The organism is Sphingomonas sp. ASY06-1R (genome assembly GCF_052180265.1).
Classification (GTDB): domain Bacteria; phylum Pseudomonadota; class Alphaproteobacteria; order Sphingomonadales; family Sphingomonadaceae; genus Sphingomonas_I.
In genome coordinates this window covers 524418-539925 of record NZ_CP197464.1, presented here as the reverse complement: position 1 = coordinate 539925, position 15508 = coordinate 524418, and the positions used below count along the sequence as shown (strand labels likewise).

Here is a 15508-nt window from a genome sequence, read left to right as displayed (position 1 = left end):
CGCCGCAAGCGGCCCCGGCCTCCGCCGGGGCGACCATCGAATTACACCAGCGCCCTGGCCTCGTCGTCCATCTCGCCGGAGACTTCGTTCGCCTGCAGGATCATTTCGGTATGCGCCGCCCCACTGGGGATCATCGGGAAACAATTGGCGAGCTTGGCGACGCGGCAATCGACCATCACCGGCCCCTTATAGTCCAGCATCTCCGCGATGCCGTCATCCAGCGCATCCGGCTTTTCGATCCGCATCCCCTTCCAGCCATAAGCTTCGGCCAGCTTCACGAAATCGGGCAAGGCTTCCGAATAGCTATGCGAATGGCGCCCCTGATAGGTCAGGTCCTGCCACTGGCGAACCATGCCCATATATTCGTTGTTGAGGATGAAGACCTTGACCGGCAGCTCATACTGGGTCGCGGTCGACATCTCTTGGATGTTCATCATGATCGATGCTTCGCCGGCAATGTCGATCACCAGCGCATCGGGATTGCCGATCTGCGCGCCGATCGCGGCGGGCAGACCATAGCCCATCGTGCCGAGCCCACCCGAGGTGAGCCACTTGTTCGGATCCTCGAAGTTGAAATGCTGGGCCGCCCACATCTGGTGCTGACCCACCTCCGTCGAGATGATCGGCGCGCGATGCTTGGTCGCCTCCCACAGCCGCTTGATCGCCAGCTGGGGCATGATCTCGCTGGTCGAGTTCGGGAAATCGAGGCAGCGCTTGGCACGCCATTGATCGATATCGGCAAACCAGCCCGACAGATCGGCGGCCTGATGGCCGCGTTGCCGCCACACTGCGATCATCGCTTCGATCGCACGCCCGACATCGCTGACGATGCCCAGTTCGGCCGACACGATCTTGTTGATCGACGAACGATCGATATCGACGTGGATCTTGCGCGCGTTGGGCGCGAATGCATCCAGCCGACCGGTGACGCGATCGTCGAACCGCGCGCCGAGTGCGACGATCAGATCGGCGCGGTTCATCGCATGATTGGCTTCGTACGTGCCGTGCATGCCGAGCATACCCAGCCATTTCGGCGAGGATGCCGGCAGCGCGCCCAGCCCCATCAAGGTCGAGGTGACGGGGGCACCGGTCAAGGCCACCAGCGTGCGCAACGCCTCGCTTGCCGCAGGCCCCGAATTGATGATGCCGCCGCCGGTGTAGAAGACCGGCCGTTCCGCCGCGGCGATCATTTCCACCGCACTGGCGATGGCCTGCGCATCCGGCTCGGTCTGCGGCTGATAGCCCAGGCTTTTGCGGGGCGTGTTGGTGGCGGTTGCCGCCACCTGCACATCCTTGGGCAGATCGATCAGCACGGGTCCGGGGCGACCGGTAGTGGCGATGCTGAACGCCTCCCGGATCACACCTTCCAGTTCGGCCGGATCCTTCACCAGATAATTCTGCTTGGTGCAGTGGCGCGTGATGCCGATCGTGTCGCATTCCTGGAACGCGTCCGAGCCGATCAGCGCCGTCGGCACCTGGCCCGTGATCACGACCATCGGGATCGAATCCATGAGCGCGTCGGTGATGCCCGTGACCGCATTGGTCGCACCTGGGCCGGACGTCACCAGCACGACACCGGGCTTGCCGGTGGACCGGGCATAGCCTTCGGCAGCATGCGCGGCGCCGCCTTCCTGACGGACCAAGATGTGACGGATGCGGTCCTGGCGGAAAATGGCGTCGTAAATCGGTAGGACGGCGCCGCCGGGATAGCCGAATACGACCTCGACGCCGAGATCCGTCAGCGTTTCGATCAATATATCTGCGCCGGTACGTTCCTGGGCCATCACTCTACTCATGTCTGTGAAGAGCGGCGCGGTTAGTCCGCGACAGCACGCCTGTCAACATGCATCGGCATTTTATTTCTATAACACAGGTCGATGCGTAATTTTATTACGCATGGAGGTACAAATGCGCCATCTTATTAAGCGTTCAATTGATGGCGCAGCCAGGTGCCTTGCCGCTTGGCATAGTTTCGCGTCGCTTGCTTGATCGCGGCGATGGCCTGGCCAAGATCGTCCAGTCCATTGATATAGCGGGATAATTCGGCAACGCCGATGGCGCGCATCACGGGCAGATCGGGATCCAGCCTCCGCTCCAGCAGTGCCGCCACTTCGTCAATCGCGCCCGCCGCGATCATCGCATCGACCCGGGCGTCGCAGCGCGCATAGAGCGAGGCCGTCGGCAAGACGATCGTCTCAATCTCCAGTGCGACCTCGTCCCGCACGCCGCCCGCCCGGTCCGCCCGCCAATCGAGAATCGATCGACCCGAGCTTCGCACCACTTCCAGGGCACGCTGCAGCCGGCTCGTGTCATTGGGATGCAGGCGCAGCGCGGCACGCGGGTCTTCCTGAACCAGCAGGGCATAAGCGTCGGCCGCCGGCAGGGCACGGACCTGATCGCGTATGACCGGATCGACCGGCGGGATCGGCGCAATGCCGTCGAGCAGGGTGCGTATATATAAGCCGGTTCCCCCGACCAGAATGGGCAGGCGTCCTGCGGCATGCGCTTCGGCAATGGCGATCCGTGCCTCGCTCGCCCACTCGGCGGCGGAGCAGGCAAAAGCACCGTCGCGATGGCCGAACAGACGGTGCGGCACGCGCGCTTCCTCGTCCGCGGACGGCCGCGCGCTGAGGATATGCAGATCGCGATAGACCTGGCTCGCATCGGCATTGATGATCGTGCCATGTTCCGCCTCGGCACGTTCGATCGCGCGCGCCGACTTGCCGCTGGCGGTCGGCCCTGCGATGAGCGCGAGCCTGGGGCGATCCGAAGGGGACGACGTGGACATTGCGACTTTGATAGCATCGAACGGGGATCTGTCGTTCGCGGATATCGATCAGGCCCGCGACGCGCTGGGAGGGATCGGCGCGATGGTGGGTGACGCTGCCTGGATCGACGAGGGCGTTGCCGCCGATCTCCCCTTCGGGCGGGTGGACCTTGCCGGTGCGCGCGCCGCCCTGGATGGGCTGCTGCCGGGTGTGGACATCGTCGTTCAACCCGCCAGCGGCCGGGCGAAGAAGCTGCTTCTGGCGGACATGGATTCCACTATGATCACGATCGAATGTATCGATGAACTGGCGGATTATGCCGGCATCAAGCCGCAGGTCGCTACCGTGACCGAGCGCGCCATGCGCGGTGAGCTGGACTTCGAAGAGGCGCTGGACGCGCGCGTCGCCCTGCTCAAAGGGCTGGATGAGGAGACGATCGAGCGCTGCCGGGCAGAACGCGTGCGGCTGATGCCGGGGGCGCGGACGCTGGTGCAGACGATGAAAGCCTATGGCGCGCGAACCGTTCTGGTTTCCGGTGGCTTTACGGTATTCGCCGATCGGGTTGCTCAGGCAATTGGCTTCGATCGTGCTTTGTCGAACCATCTCGGCATGGGCGGCGGCGTGCTGAACGGCACGGTCGCCCGCCCGATCGTAGGCGCGGCGACCAAGCGGGAGACGCTGATCGCGGAGCGCGAGACGCTGGGGCTGGAGCGCAGCCAGACGCTGGCGGTCGGCGATGGCGCCAACGACATTCCGATGATCGAGGAAGCCGGACTGGGCGTCGCCTATCATGCCAAGCCGCGCACGGCAGCCGCGGCCGACGCCCGCATTGCCCATGGCGACCTGACGGCGCTTTTATACGCGCAGGGCTATCGCCGCGCCGACTGGGTCGAATGACGCTTTAGAGCGTGTATCGACAGATACTCCACCCCTGCCGGGATACGCGCGCTCGATACGCCCTGCAGTCAGCTCGGTCGCACCTCGGCACGAACGGAGGAGCGTAAAGTCACCAAATTCTAAACGCTGGCAGTCCGTCGATCAGGGCGCCACGACGAAACATTGCCCGCCCGCGCTGCGCACCTGGGTGCAGAGGCGGTCCGCGTCCGAGCGGCCGGCAATACCCCAGGCCTGTAGGCGCTGGACCGCATTGGCCGACACCACGCGCTGCTCGTACGTTGCCAGTTGCGGGACTTTTGCCGAGAGGCGCGTCCAGCTTTCCTTGGCACGATCGGAGGAGCCATATGCGCCGAGCTGTGCTTTCCAGCTGCCCCGCTGCGCGATCGCCGCGCCGGACGCGGCCGAACGCGGCGCGGATGCCACGATAGTCGCTTTGGACGGCTTGGCGGCCGCGGTCACCATCGCCGGTCCGCCGGCTCCGCGACTGCCGGTCGACGCGGTCGCGGTGGCTTCCCGCTGCGCGATGGTGCGGATGGGCGGCAAGGTCGCCAAAAGCTCCTCCGCCTTCGCCTTGTCGCTGGGCAGAAGATATTGATCCATCAGATCCAGATTCTTCTGGGCGGCCGGCAGACCGGCCGAGGCGGCCCGCATCGTCTGCGCATAGGCGAGCGGCCAATCGCGGCTGGTATAATCGCCGTTGAAATGCGCGGTGCCCAAAACATAGAGCGCGCGCGCATCCCCCCGCGCCGCCGCCTTTTCGATATAGGGCATGGCTTCCCGGCGGTCGCCGCGCGCGAACAGGGCGAAGCCCAGTTCCTCGCTCGCGCGGATATGGCCGCGATCGGCGGCTTTGCGATACCATGTGATCGCATTGTCCGCGTCCGCCGGCATGCCGCGGCCGGACCGATAGGCTTCGGCCAAGGCAAATTGCGCATTGGCATCGCCGGCCTGCGCCTTGGCCTCTATCATCCGCAATTCAGGGACGATCGCGCCGTCGGCGGCTGCCGTCAGGAACAGCAACGCCAGCACGACGCGCTTCATCGAATTGCTACCCCGCCCTTGATCACCTGCATCACCCGCCCCTGCACCGGCAGACCATCGAACGGCGTATTCCCCGCCGTCGCCGCCATCTTATCCGATTCAATCCGCCATGGCGCGTCGGGATCAACAAGTATCAAGTCCGCTTCGGCACCAACCGCCAGCGATCCGGCGGGCAGGCCGAACAAGCGCGCGGGCGCCCCGGCCACCAGATCGAACAGCCGTTCGATCCCGATCACGCCGTCACGTACCAATGTCAGCCCGAAGGCGAGCAATGTTTCCGCACCGGCCATGCCCGGTTCCGCATCGGCGAAGGGCAGCCGCTTGGCCTCGGGGCCCTGCGGGTCATGGCCCGAGCAGAGCAGATCGATCGTGCCATCGGCGATAGCGGCGAGGCAGGCCCGGCGATCATCCTCCCCCCGCAGCGGCGGCGACAGCCGCGCGAAGGTGCGGAAACCGGTGACCGCACTGTCCGCCAGGAACAGATGGGCCGGCGTTATGCCGCAGCTGACCGGCAGCCCCTTGCGCTTCGCATCCCGCACCAGCGCGAGCGACCGCGCGGTGGTGACCTGACGGACATGCAGCGGCGATCCGGTCGCCTCGACCAGCAACAGATCCCGCGCGAGCGCCATCGCTTCCGCTTCCGGCGGGGCGGAGGCGAGGCCGAGACGGGTGGCGGTTTCGCCTTCCGTCATCACCGCTTCGCCGGCGAGCCCGGCATCCTCCGCGTGAACGACCGTGCGCAGTCCCAGCGCGCCGGCATAACCCAGCAGGCGGTGCATCACGCCCGAATCCGCGATCCAACGGCGGCCGGTGGCGACCCCGCAGGCGCCGCCCGCCTGCATCAGGCCGATCTCCGCCAGCTCGGCGCCGGCCAGCCCGCGCGTAGCGGCCGCCAGGGGATGGACCCACACGCGGGGTTTCCCGGCGGCGGCGGCATGCTGCACCAGCGCGACGGTATCGATCGCCTCGGATCGATCCGGCATCAACAGGGCGCGCGTGATGCCGCCCACGGCGAAGGCGGCAGGATCGATCGCGAACACACCGACGTCGATCAGCCCCGGCGCGACCAGCTTATTGCGTGCGTCGATCGTGGCGGCACCGGCAGGGCAATCGAACGCGCCAACCGCCGTGATGCGCCCATTTTCGATCAGCACGCCGCCGTCGATCACCCCATCGGGCGTGACGATCCGGCCGTTGGCGATGGCGAGCGCGCCTACCATCCCGCAATCCCCCGGCGCGCGCGGGTGAGCACATCGAGGCACGCCATGCGGACCGCGACGCCCATCTCCACCTGTTCGGTAATGGCCGACCGTTCCAGATCGTCGGCGACGTTGCTGGCGATCTCGATCCCGCGATTCATCGGACCGGGGTGCATGACCAGCGCGTCGGGCGCGGCCTTGGCCAGGCGATCATAGGTCAGGCCGTACAAAGCGTGATATTCGCGCGGGCTCGGCACGAAGCCGCCGGCCATGCGCTCGCGCTGGAGACGCAGCATCATGACGACGTCGGCGCCGTCCAGGCCGGCATCGAAATCGGTGAAGCGGCTGACGCCCATCCGCTCGATCCCGATCGGCAGCAAGGTCGGCGGGCCGACCACGCGAACCTCAGCGCCCAGCGCGGTGAGCGAGAGGATGTTGGAACGCGCCACCCGGCTGTGCAGCACATCGCCACAGATGGCGACGATCAGCCCGTCGATCCGCCCCTTGCGGCGGCGGATGGTGAGCGCATCGAGCAGCGCCTGGGTGGGATGTTCGTGACGCCCGTCGCCCGCATTCAGCACCGGACAATCGACCTTGTCGGCGATCAGCTGGACGGCGCCCGACGCCTCGTGCCGGATCACGATCATGTCGGCGCGCATCGCGTTCAGCGTGATCGCGGTGTCGATCAGCGTTTCGCCCTTCTTCACGCTGGATTGCGCGACCGCCATGTTGACGACGTCGGCGCCCAGTCGTTTCCCGGCAATCTCGAACGACAGCAACGTGCGCGTGGAATTTTCGAAGAAGGCGTTGATCAGCGTCAGCCCGGCAAGGCGATCGTCATGCTTGGCGGTACCGCGATTCAGCGCGACCCATTGTTCCGCCTCATCCAGCAGGAATGCGATCTCGTGCGGGTAAAGTCCGTATATCCCGGTCAAATGGCGATGCGGAAACGGATGGACTTCGCGGCCGTCGTCGAAGCTGGGGGGCGAAGTGGACATTAAAGCCGCGTCCTAAGCGCGACCGCCGGGAAGCTCAAGTGTGCGCGGACGCCAGCGCATCGATTGCGCCCTGAAGGATGTAGGCGGCGGCCATCTTGTCGACCAGTTCGGCCCGCCGCGCGCGGCTGGCATCGGCAGCGAGAAGCGTGCGTGTGACGGCGGCCGTCGACCAGCGCTCGTCCCACAACAAGATCGGCAGTTCGAGCTCCGCCAGATTGCGGGCAAAGGCGCGGACCGATTGCGTGCGCGGGCTGTCGCTGCCGTCCAGGCTCAGGGGCAGTCCGATCACCAATCCCTTGATCAATTGCTTGGCGATGAGATCGCGCAGGATGGCGCGATCCACCGCAAATTTGGTGCGGCGGATCGTCTCGGCCGGACTGGCGATGGTCCACATCGAATCGCAGATGGCGATGCCGATCGTCTTCGTGCCGACGTCCAGGCCCGCCAGCCGCCCGCGCATCGGCAAGGACGCGGCAAAGGTGGCAAGATCGCTGCCGATCATCGCGCCAGAAAGCCTTTCATGCGGCGTGCGGCGTCGTCGCGAACATTGGCCCAAAACAGGGCATAGTCGAAGACGTGGTAATTATTGCCGGGCAATACATAGCTGGCATAGCCGGTGGGCGGGCCGCCGATCAGCAGCAGGCCATCGGGGGTGCAGCGCGTCGGCACCGCCCCGGGCACGAGATCGGCGCCGGCCATATCCGCATGCGGAACCAGCGCCCCCCGGTTGGCGGACGCCGGGGCGGCTGTGCCGGCGGTTCCCAGCAGCGGATTGACGCACAGCATCGCGGTGCCCTTGCGGGGTGCGCCGGTAAGGCCGCGGCTATGATCGAAATAGGCGGCGATCAGCGTGGGCTCCGCGGGCTCGGCGAAGCTTTGCCAGCTCAGGATGCAGCCGGACTGGCCCGCGCTGGTGCAACCGGGCAGGCCGAGCGCGGGCAGATCGGCGGTCTTGGAAATCGGCCAGCCGACCGCATAGACCGCCACGATCCGCTGTGCGATCGGCCTGCCCGCGATCTTTTCCCGCAGCAGCCGGAGGAGATGGAGCGATCCCTGGCTATGGCCGGCGAGGATGATCGGGCGATCGGCCGGGATCGCCGCCAAGAATGTATCGAAGGCGCGGGCGACATCGCCATAGGCAAAGTCGATCGCCTGCCCCGAACGCGGATCGTCGGTGGCCAGGAACGCGCCTAAAGTCGCCTGGCGATAGCGCGGCGCCCACACCTCCCCCACGCCGTTGAATGCGCTCGCCTGGCTGCGCGCGAACAGGCCGAGCCGGTAATTGGCTTGGGGCTCGTCCAGCGGCGCGTTCCAATGGCCACGGTCGAGATAGGTGGTGGGCGCTACGTAGAAGATGGCGGCCTGTGGCGTCCTGGTCGCGGCGATACCGGGCGGCGTCCAGCGTGAGGGATCGTCCCGCATGCCAGGCCGCGCCAGCCACGCGGCGGGCTTCGCATAATCCGGCGCGCTGGCATCCGGCAGGGCGGAAAAGGCCACGTCCGGAACGAAGGCCATCCGCATCAGCCGGTCCTTCATCAGACTCCAGCCGAGCCCGATCGCCAGCACCAGTATGATCAGGGCGGCGATGATATAGAGAAAGCGCCGGGCAAGCATGCTGGGCCGATAGGCCGTCCAATGCCGCGCGCCAACCCGTCGATTGCCGCACGTCCCATCGACGGCCATGTTCTTGGCCCGACAATGGGATTAGGCGCGCATGATGGCGTTGCAACATCTGGCCCTGATCTCGTTGTTGGTTCCCGATTATGACGCGGCTCTGGACTTCTATGTCAGAACGCTGGGGTTCGAGCTGCGCGAAGACACGCTCATCTCGGCAGACAAACGCTGGGTCGTGGTGGCGCCGCCCGGCGGGCAATGCGCGATCTTGCTTGCCGGGGCGGCCAACACCGAACAGCGTGCGGTGATTGGCAAACAGACGGGCGGGCGCGTTTTTCTGTTCCTCTACACCGACGATTTTGCGGGCGATCATGGATCGCTACTTCGCCGCGGCGTCCGCTTCGTGGAAAGCCCGCGCGACGAGCCTTATGGCATCGTTGCCGTATTCGAGGATCCGTTCGGGAATCGCTGGGACCTGATCGAGCCGCGCCAACGCTTGATGGGCGGCGGCACGGCTGCTAGCCGCGCCATATGTCCGTAGACGAAACCACAGTCCGCAAGATCGCGAGTCTTGCCCGCATCGCCGTTTCCGACGGCGAGGTCGCGGCGATGACCGGCGAGCTGAACAATATCCTCAACTGGGTCGAGCAGTTGGGCGAGGTCGACACAACCGGCGTCGAACCGCTTCACGCCGTCATCCCCAACCAGCTGCGGCTGCGGGAGGACGTCATCACCGATGGCGATATCCGCGATGCGGTTCTCGCCAATGCTCCCCAGGCCGAACATGGCTTCTTCGCCGTGCCGAAGGTGATCGAATAATGACCGACCTGACCGATCTTGGGATCGCGCAGATCCGCGACGGCTTTCGCGACGGCGATTTCACCGCACGCGAAGTGGCCGAAGCCTTTAACGATGCCGTGGCCGGCGCGAAGGACCTGAACGCCTTCATCGTCGAAACCCCCGAACATGCGCTCGCCGCGGCCGACGCCGCCGATCAGGAGCGCAGCGAAGGTTCGGTACGCCCGCTGTCGGGCGTGCCACTGGGGATCAAGGATCTGTTCTGCACCGAAGGCGTGCAGACCACTGCTGCCAGCCACATGCTGGAAGGTTTCGTGCCGACCTATGAGTCGACCGTGACCGAGCGGCTGTTTCTGGCGGGCGCGGGTATGCTCGGCAAACTGAACATGGACCAGTTCGCGATGGGCTCGTCCAACGAGACCAGTCATTTCGGCAACGTGCTGAGCCCGTGGCGGCGCAACGATGGCGGCAATGCGCCGCTGGCGCCGGGCGGTTCCTCGGGCGGAAGCTCGGCAGCGGTCGCCGCACGGATCGCGCCGGGCGCGACCGGCACCGATACGGGTGGATCGATCCGCCAGCCGGCCGCCTTCACCGGCATTTCCGGGATCAAGCCGACCTATGGCCGCTGTTCGCGCTGGGGCACGGTCGCCTTTGCGTCCAGCCTCGATCAGGCGGGTGCGATGGCGCGCGACGTACGCGATTGCGCGATCATGCTGGAGGCCATGGCCGGGTTCGATCCGAAAGATGCGACTTCGCTCGATCTGCCGATCCCGGAATGGGAGGCCGGCCTTTCCTCCGATCTGCGCGGGAAGACGATCGGCATTCCCAAGGAATATCGCGTCGACACTATGCCACCCGAAATCGACGCCTTGTGGAAACGCGGCATCCAGTTGGTCAAGGATGCGGGCGCCAATGTGATCGACGTGTCGCTGCCGCACACCAAATATGCGCTGCCGACCTATTATATCATCGCGCCGGCGGAGGCGTCCTCCAACCTCGCGCGCTATGACGGGGTGCGCTACGGCCTGCGGGATCTGCCCGACGGCGCCAATCTGCAGGACATGTATGCCGCAACGCGCGCCGACGGCTTCGGGCCGGAGGTCAAGCGTCGCATCATGATCGGCACCTATGTGCTGTCGGCGGGCTTTTACGACGCCTATTTCACCAAGGCACAGAAGGTGCGTGCATTGATCGCCCGCGACTTTGCCGAAGCTTTCGAGACGTGCGACCTGCTGCTGACGCCGACCGCGCCGTCGGCTGCCTTTGCGTTGGGCGAGAAAGCGGACGATCCGCTCGCTATGTATCTGAACGACGTCTTCACGGTGCCAAGCTCGCTCGCCGGATTGCCGGCGATGTCGGTTCCGGGCGGGCTCGACCAGGCCGGGCTGCCGCTAGGCCTGCAGGTGATCGGCAGGCCATTGGATGAGCAGGGCGTGCTCAACGCTTGCCTCGCGATCGAGGAACGCGCCGGCTTTACGGCGCGCCCGGGCGAGTGGTGGTAAGGACGGACCTATGACCGAAGCTGTTTACACAATCGAGGGCGTCACCGGCCCGTGGGAGGTCGTGATCGGGCTGGAGGTCCACGCCCAGGTCACGTCCAATGCCAAGCTCTTCTCCGGCGCGGCGACCGCGTTCGGCGCCGAGCCTAACACCCAGGTGAGCCTGGTCGATGCGGCCATGCCCGGCATGCTGCCCGTGCCCAATCGCGAATGCATCCGCCAGGCGGTGCGTACCGGCATGGCGATCGGCGCGCAGATCAACCGCTGGAGCCAGTTCGACCGCAAGAATTATTTCTATGCCGATCTGCCGCAGGGCTATCAGATCAGCCAGCTCTACCACCCGCTGGTGGGCGAAGGCGCGATCGAGATCGAGCCCGCCGAAGGCGTGACCAAGACAATCGGGATCGAGCGTATCCATGTCGAGCAGGATGCGGGCAAGCTGATGCACGATCAGCATCCGACGCGTTCCTATGTCGATCTCAACCGTTCGGGCGTCGCGCTGATGGAGATTGTCAGCAAGCCCGACATGCGCTCGCCAGCGGAAGCCGGCGCCTATCTGCGCAAGCTGCGCGCGATCCTGCGTTATGTCGGATCGTGCGACGGCAATATGGAGCAGGGCTCGATGCGGGCCGACGTCAATGTCAGCGTGCGCAAGCCCGGCGACGAGTTCGGCACGCGCACCGAAACCAAGAACGTCAATTCGGTCCGGTTCGTGATGGCGACGATCGAGGGCGAGGCGCGCCGCCAGGTCGATGTGCTGGAAGCCGGCGGCAAGATCGTCCAGGAAACGCGCCTTTACGATCCCGATCGCAACGAGACGCGGTCGATGCGCTCCAAGGAGGATGCGCACGATTACCGCTATTTCCCCGATCCCGATCTGTTGCCGCTGGTTTTGGACGATGCCTTCCTGGCCGAATGCGAAGGCAGCCTGCCCGAATTGCCCGACGCCAAGCGCAACCGCTATCAGGACGTGCTCGGCATCTCGGCTTACTCGGCGAGCGTCATAACCGCCGACGTCGAGACCGCGCGCTGGTTCGAGGCGATGCTCGCCGCGACCGGCAAGCCCGAAACCGAGGTCGCCAAGCCGGCTGCCAACTGGTTGACGTCCGAGCTGTTCGGCGCGCTCAACCGGCTTGGCAAGGATATCGTCGATAGCCCCGTCAGCCCGACGCAGGCGGCGCAGCTGATCGCGCTGGTCGCGGACGGCACATTGTCCGGCACGCTTTCCAAGCAGGTCTTCGAGATCATGCTGGAAACGGGCGAAGATCCGGCGAATATCGTCGAGGAGCGTGGGCTCAAGCAGACGAGCGATACCGGCGCGATCGAGGCGGAGATCGCCAAGGTGATGGACGCCAATGCCGACAAGGTCGCCGAATATCGCGGCGGCAAGGACAAATTGTTCGGCTTCTTCGTCGGTCAGACGATGAAGGCGATGGCGGGCAAGGCCAATCCGGGCGTGGTCAACGACTTGCTGCGCAAGGCGCTGGACGGCTGACGGCCGCCCGAACGCTATCGCTATCCAACTTCAAGCGCCGCACTGGGCGCACGCCGGGCCAGCCTTCGATCGTCGATCGGGCTGGCCCGTTTCGTTGCGGCAGGCGAGCCCGTTCACACCTCGCGATATTCGCGATTTCCGGGCGCCTGGACATCGTCGGGATTGTCCTCGACATTCTCGCGACCCGGCTCGTTAACGGGCGTCACCTGCTCCGGCGAATCGGACGGGCCGGACGGAATGGAATCGGGACTGACGTCGGGATGGGTGGCCATATCTGCTCTCCTCATTTGCCCCGACAACGAATTGCGCGCCTGCAGGCTCCCGGCAAACCTTGCCCTCTCGTTCCTGCTGCTATAAGCGCCCGCTTCCGACAATCGTGCCGCGGGCGTGGCGGAACTGGTAGACGCGCTGGATTTAGGTTCCAGTATCGCAAGATGTGGGGGTTCGAGTCCCTTCGCCCGCACCAGCTCGCCCGATCCGCCGGCCACCCACTTTTCAAGGCTTTGAGTAGCGATCATGCAGACTGTCGAGACGTTGAACGAGGGCCTTCGCCGCTCCTATAAGCTGACCATCCCGGCGCAGGATATTGCCGCCAAGGTGGATGCCGAAGTGAAGCGCGCTGCGCCGACGATCCGCATGCCCGGCTTCCGGCCCGGCAAGGTTCCGCCGAACCTGATCAAGAAGATGCATGGCGAGGCGCTGGAGCGCGATGCGCTCAACACCGCGGTGCAGGAAGGCGTGCAGTCGCTGATCAGCGAGCAGGGCCTGCGCCCGGCGATGCAACCGCAGGTCGAGCTTGAGGAAGATTATTCCGCCGGCAAGGATGTCGGCGTGAAGGTTGAGCTGGAAGTTCTTCCGGAAGTCCCCACCCCCGCCATTGACGGGCTGAAGCTGGAGCGCCTGACGGTCGAGCCGAATGCGGAAGAAATTGACGCGCAGCTGAATCGTTTCGCCGCGCAGCAGAAGAGCTTCACCTCCGCCGCCGAAGGCCACCCCGCGATCGAGGGCGACCAGGTCATCATCGATTTCGTCGGCAAGACCGCCGACGGCGTCGCCTTCCCCGGCGGCACCGGCGAGGACATGGCGGTCGAGCTCGGCTCCGGTCGCCTGATCCCCGGCTTTGAAACGCAGCTGGAAGGCGCCAAGGTTGGCGAGGAGCGCACGCTCAACGTGACCTTCCCCGCCGATTATGGCGAGAAGAGCCTGGCCGGTAAGCCCGCCACGTTCGATATCGTCGTGAAGGACGTGAAGGTCGCCAGCGAAGCGAAGATCGACGACGAATTCGCCAAGAGCCTGGGCCTGGACAGCCTCGAGAAGCTGCGCGAGCTGTTCAAGGGGCAGATCGAGCAGGAACTGAACGGTCTCACGCGCACCCACATGAAGCGCAAGCTGCTCGACCAGCTGGCGCAGGGCCACGATTTCCCGGTCCCGCCGTCGATGGTGGAAGCCGAGTTCGAGCAGATCTGGCGCCAGCTGGAGCATGAGGCCAGCCACGAGGAAGATCCGGCTGCCGCGCTTGCCGAGATGGAGAAGGATCGCGCCGATTATCGTGCGATTGCCGAGCGTCGCGTCCGCCTGGGCCTGCTGCTGTCCGAGATTGGCCGTCAGCATAATGTCGAGGTGAGCGCCCAGGAAATGCAGATGCTCGCCACCCAGGCCGCGCAGCAATATGCCCCCAAGGATCGTCAGCGGTTCATGGAATATATCCAGTCCGATCCGGTTGCCGCGGCCCAGATCCGCGCGCCGCTGTACGAGGACAAGGTCGTCGACTTCCTGTTCGACAAGGCCGAAGTGACCGATCGCAGCGCGACCCGTGAAGAGCTGGAAGCCGCGATCGAAGCCGAGGATGACGGCAGCCCCGCGCCGCACGTCCATGGCCCGGATTGCGACCATGACCATGATCACGATCACGATCACGATCATGCACCGAAGCCGAAGAAGGCCGCTGCCAAGAAGGCTGCGGCTGCCCCGGTCGAGGACGCGGCTGCCGCCCCGGCGGAAGACGCCGCTCCGGCGCCGGCCAAGAAGCCAGCCGCCAAGAAGGCAGCCGCTGCGACCAGTCACGAAGCGCCTGCTGCCAAGCCGGCGAAGGCAAAGAAGGCTGCACCCGCTGCCGCTGAAGCGCCGGCGGACGTGAGTGCCGAGGCCGCTCCGGCCAAGAAGACGACCAAGAAGGCCAAGGCCTAATCGCGATGACGTCGGGATTGACGGCGGCCGACCTTCGCGTCGCCGTCATCCTGCCGTGCTATAATGAAGAGGCGGCCATTGGCGCCACCGTCGCCGGTTTTCGCGCCGCCTTGCCCGATGCCGCGATCTTCGTATTCGATAATAACAGCAGCGATCAGACCGCCGCGAACGCCGCCGCCGCCGGCGCGATCGTCCGCCGCGAGACGATGCAGGGCAAAGGCCATGTCGTGCGGCGTATGTTCGCCGATATCGAGGCCGACATTTATGTGATGGCCGATGGCGACGCGACCTATGACGCCGCCGCGGCGCCAGCGATGATCGAGCGCCTCGTCGCTGAACATCTCGACATGGTGGTGGGCGCCCGCGCCAGCGAGGTCGATGCGGCCTATCGCCGCGGCCATCGCTTCGGCAATCTTGTGCTGACCGGCATTCTCGCCCGCCTGTTCGGCCGCACGTTCAGCGACATCCTGTCCGGCTATCGCGTGTTTTCACGCCGGTTCGTGAAGAGCTTTCCGATCCTGTCCGCCGGCTTTGAAATCGAGACCGAGATCAGCGTTCATGCGCTGGAGCTGCGCATGCCGGTTTCGGAGATCGTTACCCATTATGGCGCCCGCCCGGTCGGGTCCGCCTCCAAATTATCCACCTATCGCGACGGGTGGCGCATCCTGCGCACGATCATGACCCTGTTCCGGCTGGAACGCCCGGTGCTGTATTTCGGCTCGATCGGTGCGCTGCTCGGGCTGATCGCGCTGATCCTGGCGGCGCCGCTGATGGTCACCTATGCGCATACCGGCCTCGTTCCGCGCCTGCCGACCGCGATCCTGGCCACCGGCCTGGTGATCGTCGCCTTTCTGTGTTTCTTCACGGGGCTGATCCTGGACACGGTGGTGCGTGGCCGGCGGGAGGTTCGCCGTCTGGCCTATCTCGCGCTGCCCGCCGTCGCGGGCTGATGGCCGCCCTTCCCCACGATCGCCGGTTTCACGCCCCGTTCATCGCCCACGACTAGGCTATG

15 protein-coding genes and 1 tRNA gene are annotated in these 15508 nt (G+C 65.5%); 8 read left to right on the top strand and 8 right to left on the bottom strand.

Annotated features, from left to right (window positions below):
- Positions 1-41: 41 nt before the first annotated feature.
- Together ilvB and miaA are read right to left on the bottom strand one after the other, a co-directional pair.
- The gene (ilvB, locus tag ACSBM8_RS02695; protein ID WP_442680134.1) at positions 42-1784 is read right to left on the bottom strand and encodes a biosynthetic-type acetolactate synthase large subunit; all 1743 of its coding nucleotides are present in this window, start codon (positions 1782-1784) and stop codon (positions 42-44) included.
- A gap of 137 nt (positions 1785-1921) precedes the next feature.
- A complete protein-coding gene (gene miaA, locus ACSBM8_RS02690) occupies positions 1922-2788 on the bottom strand; it encodes a tRNA (adenosine(37)-N6)-dimethylallyltransferase MiaA (RefSeq protein WP_442680133.1) in 867 nt (288 codons plus the stop codon).
- Here miaA and serB point away from each other — a divergent pair.
- Positions 2781-3665, top strand: coding sequence for a phosphoserine phosphatase SerB (gene serB / locus ACSBM8_RS02685; protein WP_442680132.1), 885 nt, complete (start codon positions 2781-2783; stop codon positions 3663-3665). The genes miaA and serB overlap by 8 nt on opposite strands.
- A gap of 141 nt (positions 3666-3806) precedes the next feature.
- Here the strand turns inward: serB and ACSBM8_RS02680 are convergent, their stop codons facing one another.
- From ACSBM8_RS02680 to ACSBM8_RS02660, 5 genes are read right to left on the bottom strand one after another with little or no spacing between them, the layout of a single operon-like run.
- A complete protein-coding gene (locus ACSBM8_RS02680) occupies positions 3807-4706 on the bottom strand; it encodes an SPOR domain-containing protein (RefSeq protein ID WP_442680131.1) in 900 nt (299 codons plus the stop codon).
- Entirely contained in the window at positions 4703-5926 is a 1224-nt protein-coding gene (locus ACSBM8_RS02675) for a dihydroorotase (protein ID WP_442680130.1), read from the bottom strand. The genes ACSBM8_RS02680 and ACSBM8_RS02675 overlap by 4 nt, the downstream gene beginning before the upstream one ends.
- On the bottom strand, positions 5920-6903 hold the full coding sequence (locus tag ACSBM8_RS02670) for an aspartate carbamoyltransferase catalytic subunit (RefSeq protein WP_442680129.1): 984 nt from the start codon (positions 6901-6903) through the stop codon (positions 5920-5922). The genes ACSBM8_RS02675 and ACSBM8_RS02670 overlap by 7 nt, the downstream gene beginning before the upstream one ends.
- A 34-nt stretch (positions 6904-6937) precedes the next feature.
- Positions 6938-7405, bottom strand: a complete 468-nt coding sequence (gene ruvX, locus ACSBM8_RS02665) for a Holliday junction resolvase RuvX (RefSeq protein ID WP_442680128.1) — start codon at positions 7403-7405, stop codon at positions 6938-6940.
- Positions 7402-8517 carry a DUF3089 domain-containing protein gene (locus ACSBM8_RS02660; protein ID WP_442681466.1) on the bottom strand — a complete coding sequence of 372 codons (1116 nt, stop codon included), beginning with the start codon at positions 8515-8517 and terminating at the stop codon, positions 7402-7404. The genes ruvX and ACSBM8_RS02660 overlap by 4 nt, the downstream gene beginning before the upstream one ends.
- A 100-nt stretch (positions 8518-8617) precedes the next feature.
- Here ACSBM8_RS02660 and ACSBM8_RS02655 point away from each other — a divergent pair, with 100 nt between their 5' ends.
- Genes ACSBM8_RS02655 through gatB form a run of 4 tightly spaced genes read left to right on the top strand, consistent with a single transcriptional unit; the run spans position 8618 to position 12309 of the window.
- The gene (locus tag ACSBM8_RS02655) at positions 8618-9058 is read left to right on the top strand and encodes a VOC family protein (RefSeq protein WP_442680127.1); all 441 of its coding nucleotides are present in this window, start codon (positions 8618-8620) and stop codon (positions 9056-9058) included.
- Positions 9049-9336, top strand: a complete 288-nt coding sequence (gatC, locus tag ACSBM8_RS02650) for an Asp-tRNA(Asn)/Glu-tRNA(Gln) amidotransferase subunit GatC (RefSeq protein WP_442680126.1) — start codon at positions 9049-9051, stop codon at positions 9334-9336. Before ACSBM8_RS02655 ends, gatC begins: the two co-directional genes overlap by 10 nt.
- Positions 9336-10817, top strand: coding sequence for an Asp-tRNA(Asn)/Glu-tRNA(Gln) amidotransferase subunit GatA (gatA, locus tag ACSBM8_RS02645; RefSeq protein WP_442680125.1), 1482 nt, complete (start codon positions 9336-9338; stop codon positions 10815-10817). The genes gatC and gatA overlap by 1 nt, the downstream gene beginning before the upstream one ends.
- A gap of 10 nt (positions 10818-10827) precedes the next feature.
- Positions 10828-12309, top strand: coding sequence for an Asp-tRNA(Asn)/Glu-tRNA(Gln) amidotransferase subunit GatB (gatB, locus tag ACSBM8_RS02640; RefSeq protein WP_442680124.1), 1482 nt, complete (start codon positions 10828-10830; stop codon positions 12307-12309).
- 113 nt (positions 12310-12422) lie between these two features.
- Here gatB and ACSBM8_RS02635 read toward each other — a convergent pair whose 3' ends face one another.
- Positions 12423-12581, bottom strand: a complete 159-nt coding sequence (locus ACSBM8_RS02635) for a hypothetical protein (protein ID WP_442680123.1) — start codon at positions 12579-12581, stop codon at positions 12423-12425.
- 109 nt (positions 12582-12690) lie between these two features.
- Here ACSBM8_RS02635 and ACSBM8_RS02630 point away from each other — a divergent pair.
- The 3 genes from ACSBM8_RS02630 to ACSBM8_RS02620 all read left to right on the top strand — a co-directional run bounded on the left by ACSBM8_RS02630 (position 12691) and on the right by ACSBM8_RS02620 (position 15446).
- A tRNA-Leu gene (locus ACSBM8_RS02630) sits at positions 12691-12775 on the top strand.
- A 50-nt stretch (positions 12776-12825) separates the two neighbouring features.
- Positions 12826-14496, top strand: coding sequence for a trigger factor (gene tig / locus ACSBM8_RS02625; RefSeq protein ID WP_442680122.1), 1671 nt, complete (start codon positions 12826-12828; stop codon positions 14494-14496).
- 5 nt (positions 14497-14501) lie between these two features.
- Positions 14502-15446 (top strand): glycosyltransferase family 2 protein, encoded by a 945-nt coding sequence (locus ACSBM8_RS02620; RefSeq protein ID WP_442680121.1) that lies wholly within the window; start codon positions 14502-14504, stop codon positions 15444-15446.
- The last annotated feature ends 62 nt before the right edge of the window (positions 15447-15508 follow it).

Coding starts and splice junctions, on each gene's coding strand:
- ACSBM8_RS02655 (WP_442680127.1), top strand. CDS start 8,618: ATGATGGCGTTGCAACATCTGGCCCTGATCTCGTTGTTGGTTCCCGAT.
- ACSBM8_RS02660 (WP_442681466.1), bottom strand. CDS start 8,517: ATGCTTGCCCGGCGCTTTCTCTATATCATCGCCGCCCTGATCATACTG.
- ruvX (WP_442680128.1), bottom strand. CDS start 7,405: ATGATCGGCAGCGATCTTGCCACCTTTGCCGCGTCCTTGCCGATGCGC.
- ACSBM8_RS02620 (WP_442680121.1), top strand. CDS start 14,502: ATGACGTCGGGATTGACGGCGGCCGACCTTCGCGTCGCCGTCATCCTG.
- gatC (WP_442680126.1), top strand. CDS start 9,049: ATGTCCGTAGACGAAACCACAGTCCGCAAGATCGCGAGTCTTGCCCGC.
- ACSBM8_RS02680 (WP_442680131.1), bottom strand. CDS start 4,706: ATGAAGCGCGTCGTGCTGGCGTTGCTGTTCCTGACGGCAGCCGCCGAC.
- ACSBM8_RS02635 (WP_442680123.1), bottom strand. CDS start 12,581: ATGGCCACCCATCCCGACGTCAGTCCCGATTCCATTCCGTCCGGCCCG.
- ACSBM8_RS02675 (WP_442680130.1), bottom strand. CDS start 5,926: ATGGTAGGCGCGCTCGCCATCGCCAACGGCCGGATCGTCACGCCCGAT.
- ilvB (WP_442680134.1), bottom strand. CDS start 1,784: ATGGCCCAGGAACGTACCGGCGCAGATATATTGATCGAAACGCTGACG.
- tig (WP_442680122.1), top strand. CDS start 12,826: ATGCAGACTGTCGAGACGTTGAACGAGGGCCTTCGCCGCTCCTATAAG.
- gatB (WP_442680124.1), top strand. CDS start 10,828: ATGACCGAAGCTGTTTACACAATCGAGGGCGTCACCGGCCCGTGGGAG.
- ACSBM8_RS02670 (WP_442680129.1), bottom strand. CDS start 6,903: ATGTCCACTTCGCCCCCCAGCTTCGACGACGGCCGCGAAGTCCATCCG.
- miaA (WP_442680133.1), bottom strand. CDS start 2,788: ATGTCCACGTCGTCCCCTTCGGATCGCCCCAGGCTCGCGCTCATCGCA.
- gatA (WP_442680125.1), top strand. CDS start 9,336: ATGACCGACCTGACCGATCTTGGGATCGCGCAGATCCGCGACGGCTTT.